Source organism: Photorhabdus cinerea (assembly GCF_011189575.1).
Lineage (GTDB): Bacteria > Pseudomonadota > Gammaproteobacteria > Enterobacterales > Enterobacteriaceae > Photorhabdus > Photorhabdus cinerea.
Genome location: NZ_PUJW01000030.1, coordinates 20323 through 31803 on the forward strand (window position 1 = coordinate 20323; position 11481 = coordinate 31803).

Annotated in this window: 7 protein-coding genes and 1 pseudogene; 4 read left to right on the forward strand and 4 right to left on the reverse strand. The window is 38.9% G+C overall.

Annotated features, from left to right (window positions below; genetic code table 11):
* Positions 1-7: 7 nt before the first annotated feature.
* Positions 8-1429 carry an aminotransferase-like domain-containing protein gene (locus tag C5469_RS19635; protein ID WP_166310157.1) on the forward strand — a complete coding sequence of 474 codons (1422 nt, stop codon included), beginning with the start codon at positions 8-10 and terminating at the stop codon, positions 1427-1429.
* Positions 1430-1469: 40 nt separating this feature from the next.
* Positions 1470-1565, forward strand: a pseudogene (locus C5469_RS19640) (AbrB/MazE/SpoVT family DNA-binding domain-containing protein); the annotation flags it as partial.
* 124 nt (positions 1566-1689) lie between these two features.
* Here the strand turns inward: C5469_RS19640 and C5469_RS19645 are convergent.
* The 4 genes from C5469_RS19645 to pth form a co-directional block, all read right to left on the reverse strand.
* Positions 1690-2532, reverse strand: coding sequence for a hypothetical protein (locus C5469_RS19645; RefSeq protein ID WP_166310159.1), 843 nt, complete (start codon positions 2530-2532; stop codon positions 1690-1692).
* Between the two features lie 480 nt (positions 2533-3012).
* Positions 3013-3819, reverse strand: coding sequence for a hypothetical protein (locus C5469_RS19650; RefSeq protein ID WP_166310161.1), 807 nt, complete (start codon positions 3817-3819; stop codon positions 3013-3015).
* 750 nt (positions 3820-4569) lie between these two features.
* On the reverse strand, positions 4570-5661 hold the full coding sequence (ychF, locus tag C5469_RS19655) for a redox-regulated ATPase YchF (RefSeq protein ID WP_166310163.1): 1092 nt from the start codon (positions 5659-5661) through the stop codon (positions 4570-4572).
* Between the two features lie 137 nt (positions 5662-5798).
* Positions 5799-6389, reverse strand: coding sequence for an aminoacyl-tRNA hydrolase (gene pth, locus C5469_RS19660; RefSeq protein ID WP_166310165.1), 591 nt, complete (start codon positions 6387-6389; stop codon positions 5799-5801).
* A gap of 410 nt (positions 6390-6799) precedes the next feature.
* Here pth and C5469_RS19665 point away from each other — a divergent pair, with 410 nt between their 5' ends.
* Positions 6800-8479: a phage tail protein gene (locus C5469_RS19665; RefSeq protein ID WP_166310167.1), complete on the forward strand. Its 1680-nt coding sequence runs from the start codon at positions 6800-6802 to the stop codon at positions 8477-8479.
* A gap of 271 nt (positions 8480-8750) precedes the next feature.
* Positions 8751-11481 (forward strand): inverse autotransporter beta domain-containing protein (locus C5469_RS19670; RefSeq protein ID WP_242689535.1); only part of this gene is annotated, 2731 nt, incomplete at its 3' end.

The window sequence follows — 11481 nt, forward strand, 5'->3', positions numbered from 1 at the left end:
TGAATTTATGAAGCGTTATGAACAATTTGCCAAGCAAATTCTCCAACATATTGAAGATGGTACTTGGTTGGTAGGGGATAAATTACCTTCACTGAGAGAGTCAGTAAAACTATCGGGTTTGAGTTTGATGACCGTTGTTCAATCGTATCAGCTATTGGAGAGTCAGGGATGGATCACTTCTCGTCCCCAATCTGGTTATTATGTTGCTAAGCGTCTGCAACCCTTTGCCGCGGCGAAAGGGGGGAAAAGGTTACATTTGAGTGAAAACGTGGAAATAAGTGCTTCTATTTTTGATGTCTTACAAGCGTGTAAAGATCCGTCGATTATTCCTTTTGGTTCAGCATTCCCAGACCCATCTCTATTGGTTCAGCCTAAACTTTCTAAAGCGTTAGCAGCAGTTGCAAGGCGAATAGCGCCGCATAGCTCTTTGGCGAATTTACCGCCGGGTAATGATAAGTTACGCCGTAATATATCGCGCCGCTATGCAATGCATGGCATTCATGTTTCTCCTGAAGAAATTGTGATTACCGCAGGTGCGATGGAATCACTGAGTTTCAGTTTGCAGTCGGTTACGGAGCCGGGCGACTGGGTGGTGATTGAGTCGCCGGCTTTCTATGGTGCTTTACAGGCAATTGAGCGTCTGCGCCTGAAAGCGGTGGCGATCAAAACTGATCCAAAAAATGGGATTAATTTGGATGCGCTGGAAGAGGTAGTGAAAAAATACCCAATAAAAGCCTGTTGGTTAATGACTCACTTTCAGAATCCGCTGGGGGGAACGATGTCTGCCGAAAATAAATCACGGTTGGTAAATATCCTTAATAATAATCAGGTCGCGCTAATTGAGGATGATGTGTATGGCGAGCTGTATTTTGATCAGCAACGACCTGTACCGGCAAAAGCATTGGACAATGAAAATAACTTTATGCATTGCTCTTCGTTTTCCAAATGCCTGGCGCCGGGATACCGGGTGGGGTGGGTCGCAGCAGGAAAACAAGCTAAGAAAATCCAACAATTACAAATGATGAGTACCGTTTCTGCCAGTATACCTACGCAACTGGCTATTGCTGATTATCTTGCGGAAGGGGGATATGACAACCACTTACGCCGCCTTCGTCGCACATTGGAGCAACGTCAGCATTTGATGTTACGGGCGATTGGTGACTATATGCCTGCTTCAGTAAAAGTGAATTGCCCTAAAGGCGGTTATTTTCTCTGGTTGGAATTTGAGCCTCGGTTCAGTGCACAGCGGCTTTATCAGCTAGCATTGGCGGAAGGGATCAGCATTGCACCTGGCAGCATGTTTTGTACCAGCGAACAATTTAACCGTGCCTTTCGCCTTAATGCCTCTTTTGATTGGGATGATAAAATGGAACATGCCATGCAGACTTTAGGTCATCTTTGTCATTCATTATTGGCTGAAATGGTCTGATCTCAGGCTGATATATATTTCTATAAAGGAGAATCTGATGGAGTCTTGGGATAATTGGTTTGATGGTCCTGGCGTTACTACCGATTTCATGACAGAACGCGAGCAGCCGCCAGTACAAGAACGAGAAGCATTCTGATGTTGAAATACATGCTTGATATCGGGTCAACGGAAAATAATTACATCAGTTTATTGCTTGTTTAATGAAATTTATGGTGTCCACGATGTTTTTGCAGACACCATTTTAGGATTATTTCACGGCATTATTCTATACAAAGCGCTCTTACATTACTGCCTTGTTTTCTCCGAGTGGTCATACTGTCAATCCAATCTTCTAATGATACCTTCTGTGCTTTCTCGAATGCAGGTCTTACATTTACCCATGATTCGTATCTCAGGTTATATTCTGCTTGTGGCAAGAGGTAACTAGATTTGAATTCGATAATACCTTTATCATCTGGGGAAGCGGAGATTGCAAACTCAGACCAATATAAGAAGACTGACACACCACCTCTTGGTGAGGTAGCAAGAACACTTTGTACGAAATTGGATTGAGTTTGCCTTTTACCTGCATAAGATAATGCAGCGATAGCCAGTTGTCTCAGCGGGATTCTCATCTGCTCTTTCTCTTGATTAGATAATCCTAAGAAGTTTTCTAGGAAAGAGTTGATCAAAACATTCGCATCATGGCTTTTTTGAATAACATTTTGTACGCTTGTTGACAGTAAAGAAAGGAACGGAACGCCGGATAATTCTGATGTAAATGAGAAGAAATTCTTTTTATTACCTTGGCCTTGAGGATCTAAAGGATTATAGCCTGAAACTGAACGGGCCATATTAATAACGGTTTGTAAGCCTTCGGTAATGCTTAACGGATATTTAAGTGATGAGGAAGAGTCTTGGTTAAGCTGCGCATAATTTCCTGTAGCTGCGCCATTAGCCGGACTCTGTATATCAGAATAATCTACAACATCGGGGAAATTCATAAAAATATTGTCTGAGCGTTTCCAATCTTTAAGAAATCTGGTTCCTCCTTTCTCAATATGTTCTATCCACTCTTGCGCTTTTTTAACTGCATAATCAGGATTATTTAAGATATTTTCCATGAGTTTTATCCTTAATAGATTTATTAAACTCGATATTAAATGTTATGGTATTGTTGTAAATAGGGAGTAGGGCAGGCCCCTATTTTTAACAATTCGATTACTTGGTGGTTATGTATTTAATATTATTGGATTTATTTTTTGTTTTTGTCATTACCTCCTAAAAAATATTCTTATTTTTAAACTTGTATTAATAGAATTCAAATTACTAACAAATGAAATTTTATGTAGATCAATTATATTCATAAGTGAGAGTTTTTCACTATTAAATATTGAGTATGGATAGGTTGTAATTTAACTTATTCTTCACATGTAAATGGTTATCCATGTAACGTTTTCATATTGGTATAAAATATTGCTTATGAAATTTATTTATATTAAATTTATATTTTTGTATGATTTGTTACTTTTATATTTGAGCAATATATTGGTAATAATATCGTTGATATAGATCAATTAATCTGTTTATAGTAATATTTTATTTCATGTTTTTACCTTAGTTGTCATATAGTCAATTAAGCATTCTATTGTTGTTTTATTTTCTTTATCAAACATTGGTTTTACAGTTTCCCATGATGCTTGACTGAGACTATATTCTGCTTGCGAAAGCGTATAATCGGATGTGAATTTAATAGTACCTTTGTTATTTACTTTCTTTATTGTTAGTACAGAGGAATACAATAAGAGTGATACGCTAGTTGGTGATTTACTAAGCGCACATTGTACAAAATTAGATTGTTTTTCATTTTCATCAGCATAGGACAGAGCGGCACGAATCAGCTCTTTTAGATAGAGTTTGATTGTAATTTTATCTTCGGGAGATAACCCTCGAAAGGCTTCAACAAAAGAATCAATCAGGACATCAGTATCATGACTTTGTTGAGTAATAATACTTGTGTTTGACCACAGTAAAGAGAAAAATGGAATTTTTGCTATTTCATCTGTAAACGCGATAAATTTTTCAGCATTGCCATTACCTTCTGGGTCTAAAGGGTCATAACCTGAAGCCACTCGACATAAGTTAATAAGAGTTTGCAGACCTTCAGTGATGCTGACAGGGTATTTACATGGTGTGGCAGATTTCTTGGTGAATACGGCATATTTATCGGTTACTGCTATATTGGCTGGACTCTGCACGTCGGAAAGATTCTCAGTTTCCAAAAAATGAATAAAAACATTATCTGAATGCTCCCATGTCTTAAGATATCTTCTTCCTTTGTGTTTAATGCATTCTATCCATTCTTGTGCCTTTTTTAGCTCATGGTCAGAGTTGGTTAATATATCTTTCATAATTATTTTCCTCATGGATTTATCAGATAAACTATTAATTTTTTTACCCAATATGAACTAAGGAACTATAATTTGCTTTATATCAATAGTATATGACTCTACTTTATGAGTTAAATATATTTTTCTGAAAACCAAGGATGCTTTGAACAATGGGTAAAATTATATATCTAATCTTTTAATAATAGTGTAAAAATGTAGTGTGTAAAGTTTATTGTTGTAAAATTTGTTTTTGTTATTATTTGTTGAATAATTCTACATTATATTATTCGGAAACGTATTTATTATCTTCCAATAATGAATTAATCATTGATTTATTTCTTAATTATATTTATTGAAAATAAATAATGACAAATTAAAATAATCATTAATTATAGAGGATTATTGGATGTAATGTTTTTGTAAAATCTGTTTTATTTGTCTTGAGGGAATGGCATTTTATAAAGTTAAATATAATATGTTAATAAATAGGGCGGATTCGACTAATAAGCGCAATTTTTCCTAAAAAATCATCAAAGAAAAATAGCTGGAAAAGGTACTATGTGACTGGATGGCCTAGTTTACTAATATTGATATACATTCACTAATAGTGTCACTTTATTAGTTTTTATAAACTATCGCGACTAACTGAGTACAATCCGTGAGAATATTTGAGACACCATGAAAGCAAAAATCCACGCAACTACGTGGATTTTATGAAATTATTTCGTCTTTATGGAACATCCTGAAATGCTCTGAGACAATAGAAACGATTTAGACATTAAACAAGAAGTTCATTACATCACCATCTTTAACGATGTAATCTTTACCTTCTGAACGCATTTTGCCCGCTTCTTTTGCGCCTTGTTCGCCTTTGTAAGTGATGAAATCGTCAAAAGCAATGGTTTGTGCGCGGATAAAACCTTTTTCGAAATCAGTGTGGATCTTACCGGCTGCTTGTGGTGCGGTTGCGCCAACAGGAATTGTCCATGCCCGGACTTCTTTCACGCCAGCAGTGAAGTAAGTTTGCAAATTCAATAACTGATAGCCAGCGCGGATAACGCGATTTAAACCGGGTTCTTCCAGACCAAGCTCAGCCATGAACTCTTCGCGTTCATCATCTTCTAGCTCTGCGATATCAGCTTCTACCGCAGCACAAACCGGTACCACCACGGAACCCTCTTGTGCTGCGATCGCACGAACAGCATCCAGATATGGGTTGTTTTCGAAACCATCTTCGTTGACGTTAGCAATGTACATAGTGGGTTTTAAGGTCAAGAAGCTCAGATAACGAATAGCTGCTTTTTCTTCGGTACTGAGATCCAACGCCCGCAACATACCGGCTTGTTCCAGATGAGGCAGACATTTTTCCAGCACTTCTAATTCTGCTTTGGCATCTTTATCGCCACCTTTAGCTTTTTTCTGGACGCGATGAATGGCTCGTTCACAGGTGTCCAGATCGGAAAGGGCTAATTCGGTATTGATAATCTCAATATCAGCAGCAGGGTCAACCTGACCAGAAACGTGAATGATATTGTCATTGACAAAACAGCGCACAACATGGCCGATAGCTTCCGTTTCGCGAATGTTGGTTAGAAACTGGTTACCCAGACCTTCACCTTTTGATGCACCTTTCACCAAACCTGCAATATCCACGAATTCCATGGTGGTCGGTAAGATTCGCTGAGGTTTTACAATTTCAGCCAGTTGCTCAAGCCGTGGATCTGGCATAGGTACTACACCGGTATTTGGCTCGATGGTGCAGAACGGGAAGTTTGCTGCTTCGATACCTGCTTTGGTCAGTGCATTGAATAATGTTGATTTCCCGACGTTAGGCAGGCCAACGATACCGCATTTGAATCCCATAAATTTTCACCTTAAATTACTTATAAATCAAAAGGCTGTGTTAGCCTTTATGATGAATCAGAAAAAAATTGGCGCCATTATACACGGAATGGCGAGCTATCACGATCTCGCAAACAGGATTTATCCGTTCTGTGTCATTAGGCACTGGCTTTGAAGCCATGTAACCGATTGATTGCCTTATCCATATCTTGTTTTATCAGGATGTCAGTACAGCGCAGTGCTTCATCAATTGCATCATCAATCAGCTTTTGTTCACTGGCTGGGGGTTTTCCCAGTACAAAGCCAACAACTTTATTTTTATCGCCAGGATGACCGATACCAATCCGTAAGCGATAAAAGTTAGGATTATTGCCAAATTTGTTTTGAATATCTTTCAAGCCATTATGGCCGCCATGACTTCCGCCCAGCTTCATTTTTGCCACTCCGGGCGGTAAATCAAGTTCATCATGTGCCACCAGAATTTCATTTGGTTGGATACGGTAAAAAGAGGCAAGGGCCGCGACAGATTTACCACTGAGGTTCATAAATGTCGTAGGGACCAGCAGACGAACATCATGACCGCACATATTGATCCGGGCGGTGTAACCGAAAAATTTACTCTCTTCTTTCAGTGGTTGATTATGACTCTGCGCTAGCAGGTCAACATACCAGGCTCCGGCATTGTGTCGGGTTTGGGCATATTCAGCTCCGGGATTAGCCAGACCGACGATTAATTTTATGTTACTCACTATTTCTCTTCACTTTTGGCAGTAAAACAATAAAGGAGGCTAGTTTACCTGCCGGGTGAGACGAGTACAAAGTTCAGTTTGGCTACCCTTTCATTTAAGTGATTACTGATGGTTATCGATTAATAAGTCATTTTTATTATGTAAAACTGTAAAAAATAATTTAATAAGTTTTGCAATTGTAATAGCAAGTGAAGGAATGGATGGAAATGTTTTTAATATATATCTGGTTTTAGGGTGTTTGGTTTTCATTGCTATCAGTTATAAAAAATAGTGGGTCATTTAAGTGATAACAATGCTCCATTATTCTTTTTCTAAGCTAAACTATAATTGAAATAAATTATAGGGAATTATTTTTACAATAACTTAATGTGTTGATTATGAAGTGATATTGTTTAATTTTAGGAGAGTGTATGAAACCGATAAATGATTTTAAGGCTTTTTCTATTAGTAATAATGCGAATGTAGTGAGTCAAGAGAGATATGAAATAGATCAAAGTTTGAAGACAGGGTTTCCTCCAGGTAATATTACTGTTCATTTGCTTAATAAGGTATTACGTCAATCGTCAACAATAACCTCTGTTGTGGCTAATTTTATCGCGACATATTCTGGTGATGATATTCTGGATAATGGGGATATAGCTAAACTTGTTGTTCAATTAAATAGAGCGTTAGAGCAAAAAATCGCAATAGAAGTACCAGGAGCTTCATTAACACAAAAAGGTGTTATTCAACTCACAGATAAAATAGGTAATAGTAATACCCTCGCGGTTACTCAGAAGCTTGTTTCTGATGTAAATGATAATGCTAATAACCGATTGGCAAAAAATCAAAATGGGGCAGATATTCCTGATAAAAACGTGTTTGTGAAAAATCTCGGCTTATTGGAAACAGTGGAATTGGCAAAAAATGCAGTGTCAGCCAATGGTGGGAATTATCCAGGATATTTTAGATTTAAACAGGTCGAGACAATTCCAAACGAACGTAATGCAGTTGTACTAGCTTCTGAATCTGGTGGAAGACCGGCAGGTACAATGGTCTCGTATACGCTTTACAATTGGTATGACAATTATGCTAAAGCCGGTATTGTGCGTGGTGGTAGTGTAGATACCTATGGATATTCTATAGATATTAATGGCAGACGGGTTTTCTCTGTTTCTCCTGCGGGTCTGATTGAAGCCGCGTCAGCGAATATAAAGGGGAACGCGGGTGTTTTTAACATCACACATGATGCTGGTAAACACGCATATTTTCAGTTTATTGAGGGAGCAAAAAGAACGGCCTATGTTGGATTTCCAAGTGACGGGTCACCAGATTTTGATATTTGCAATGAAAAAAAATCTGGCAAATTAACAATTGGTGGAGAGCTGGCTGCATATATTAATAACAATCGGGTTTTTTCTGTTTCTCCTGCGGGTCGGATTGAAGCCGGGTCGGCAAATTTAAAGGGGAGTGGGGGTGTTTTTAACATAACACATGATACTGGTAGACATGCATATTTTCAGTTTTTTGAGGGGGAAAAAAGAACGGCCTATATTGGGTTTCCAGGTGACGGGTCACCGGATTTTGATATTTGCAACGAAAAAAATTTTGGCAGGCTGACAGTTGGCGATAAATTGAAATATAACGGTAATTCTATTGCCATTTTTAATGATAACTTCATCGCTGATACTAACGGCAATTTCAAAGTATCCAGCCCCATAGTGAATATTCATCCAGACGGAACTTACGAACTAACTCGTGAAGCAGAAGGCATGACTGTCGAGCGGATAGAGACAGGGAAATATCGTATCAGCGGCTGCAATGGTTTTGCTAAAGATGGGGCATGGGGAATTCACGGTGGTACTATCGTCCCGGCAGATAGCAACGGGTTAAATCTGATTTGGGTTTGTGAATCGGTAGATTCATCCAGCGGCGATATAACCATCGAATGCTATCATCGTCAAAATACCGATGCGCCGATATTTGCTCAAAATAAGCGTGTTAAGAGTGTTAACGGTGACGGGGAAGTTATTTATTACCATGATGGTGAGTTATGCGACATCCCCGATGGACGAGTGATTAATGTTCGAGTGCAACTACCGGAAAAATAACAATAATTGAGTGTGAACTCATAATTACAATAAGTGGAAAACCCGTTGAAATATTTGTACAACGGGTTTTTTTCTTGTGTTTTGATGAAAAAATGGTGTAAAAAATTAATGCTGTTCTGGGAAATAAAATAGTTTGTGGTGGTTTTTGCTAAGTGATTACTAATGGTTATCGGCTGATAATTTATTTTCATTATACAAAATCATAGAAAGTAATTTAATGTACTCAGTGGCTATAACTGAATATAACGGCAAGAACTTTATGGTATTACTGATGATGAACATCTATCGTACTTTTCGTAATTTAATAAGTTATAAGATAAGTAAGAGTGTGCTAATAGTCTGTTTTTTATTTACAACGCTTATGCCACCAACACTAAATAGTAATCCTGCTTTATCTGAACCAGAAAAGCCTTTGGTTGGTGTTGAAAATTGCCAGGGTCCTCCCAAAGCAGTTATGAAGCATGATATTGATAGAAAAAAACAGACAACCAGGTTGGTTAACAAGAGATTACACGAAAACATTACTCATAAAGAGAAAAAGCGATCAGATCAGAGGCAGTGTGGTAATTTTTTATCAAAGGGAAGTGCAATAGAAAAAAATGATATCAGTGAAAAACCAAAAATACCTCAGTTATATGAAAATAGTCATAAAGATGATAATCAAAATGCCCCTCCTTTAATCCTCTCTCGTGGCCCTGAATTCCTTGGGTTGTTAAATAAAGATCCGAAAAAATTAGCGCAAGATTATATTGTCAATAAATTAAATAGTCAGATAACAAATAACACACAGAAATGGTTATCTCAGTTTGGTACCGCTAAAATTAATTTAAATGTTGATCATCATGGGCACCTGGATGAAAGTTCTGTAGACTTACTCGTTCCTTTTTATGATGATAAAGATCATTGGCTTGTTTATACTCAATATGGATATCGTCATAAAGATAGCCGTGATACTGTGAATTTAGGCATTGGAACCCGTTTATTCATAAATGACTGGATGTATGGGGCGAACACTTTTTACGATAATGATTTAACAGGTAATAATAGCCGATTCAGTCTGGGTGGTGAACTGTGGACTAACCATCTAAAAATGTCCACTAACGCCTATTTTCGCCTGAGTGATTGGCATAATTCCCGTGATTTAACTAATTATTATGAGCGCCCTGCCAATGGTTATGATCTTATTGCAGACATGTATTTACCTTCAATGCCGTCACTCGGCGCTAAAATAAAATATGAACAATATTTTGGTGATAATGTTGCGCTATTCGGAACTAACAATAGACAAAAAGATCCATATGCGGCAACTTTTGGGATAAATTATACGCCAATTCCACTGATAACAACGGGAGTTGACTATAAATTAGGGAAAGAGGGAAAAAGTGATGGTATATTTTCATTCAATGTGAACTACCGGTTTGGTGTTCCATTATCAGAACAACTTTCACCAGAAAATGTTTCTTCACTACGAAGCTTAGCAGGCAGTCGTTACGATTTAGTTGAAAGAAATAATAATATTATTTTGAATTATCTGAAAAAGCCGAAACGTTTTAGATTAGTAGTCCCTGTATTAGAAATTAGTGGTTATGGTGGTGATATTAAACCAATAAAAATTCAATCTGATACTTCGTTAAAAAATGTGACTTGGGATATACCTGAATTATTCCAGAAGAATGGCGGGATTATAAATATCGAAAGTACCAATAGTTATACGATTAAGTTACCGGAATATCAGCCTGATGGAAAAAATGACTATACCATAACAGGTACAAATAAAGATGATCAGCAGGGGGTGCAGATACAAACTCATGTATTACAACGTAATATTTCTTTGAGTGTTAATACAACGGAACCTTTAATTGCTGATGGAGAAGCAAAATATATCTACACAGTGACTCTGCTTGGAGCTGACAAAAAGACGCCGATAGAAAATGCTAAATTGATTTGGGATACAGATAAAAAAGATCCTGGATTGAAATTAAAACCTGATTCAGAGGCAACAGATAAAAATGGACAACAGACCGCAACATTAACAAGTACAACACCATTATCTGATATACAAGTCAGCGTCAGTATTAATGGCGAACGTGTTATTACGGATAAAAAGGTCAGTTTTACTGAATCCAGCAGCAGCTATCGGGTCACCCGCGTGACGGTGGACAAAGAGGACCCGCTCTACAATAACGGTACCGACACTTATACCTTCACGGCGACGGTGAAGGATGGGCACGGCAATCTGGTGGTGGATCAACCGATCGAGATTGACTGGCAGACGGATAAAGCGGTGGCCGGGTTGAAACTGACGAAGCAGAGCAGCCCGGTGAGTAACGCGCAGGGGCAGGTCACGGCGACCTTAAGCAGCACGGTGGCGGTGACGGATGTGCAGGTGTCGGCGAAAACCGTCAGCCAGCCAGCGGCGGTGAATGCGGATAAGAAAGTCAGTTTTACGGAGCTGAGCAGCAGCTATCGGGTCACCCGCGTGACGGTGGACAAAGAGGACCCGCTCTATAACAACGGTACCGACACTTATACCTTCACAGCAACGGTGGAGGATGCGTATGGCAAGCCGGTAGCGGATAAACCGATTGATATTGACTGGCAGACAGATAAAGCGGTGGCTGGGTTGAAACTGACGAAGCAGAGCAGCCCGGTGAGTAACGCACAGGGGCAGGTCACCGCGACCTTAAACAGCACGGTGGCGGTATCTGATGTGCAGGTATCGGCGAAAACCGTCAGCCAGCTAGCGGCGGTGAATGCGGATAAGAAAGTCAGTTTTACGGAGCTGAGCAGCAGCTATTATGTCGCCAGCGTGACGGTAGATGTGGACAAAGACAAGCTGCGCTACAACAACGGCACGGACAGTTATACTTTCACGGCGACGGTGAAGGATGGGCATGGCAATCTGGTGGTGGATCAACCGATCGAGATTGACTGGCAGACAGATAAAGCGGAGCCCGGGTTAACACTGACGACACAAAGCAATTCGGTGAGTAACGCACAGG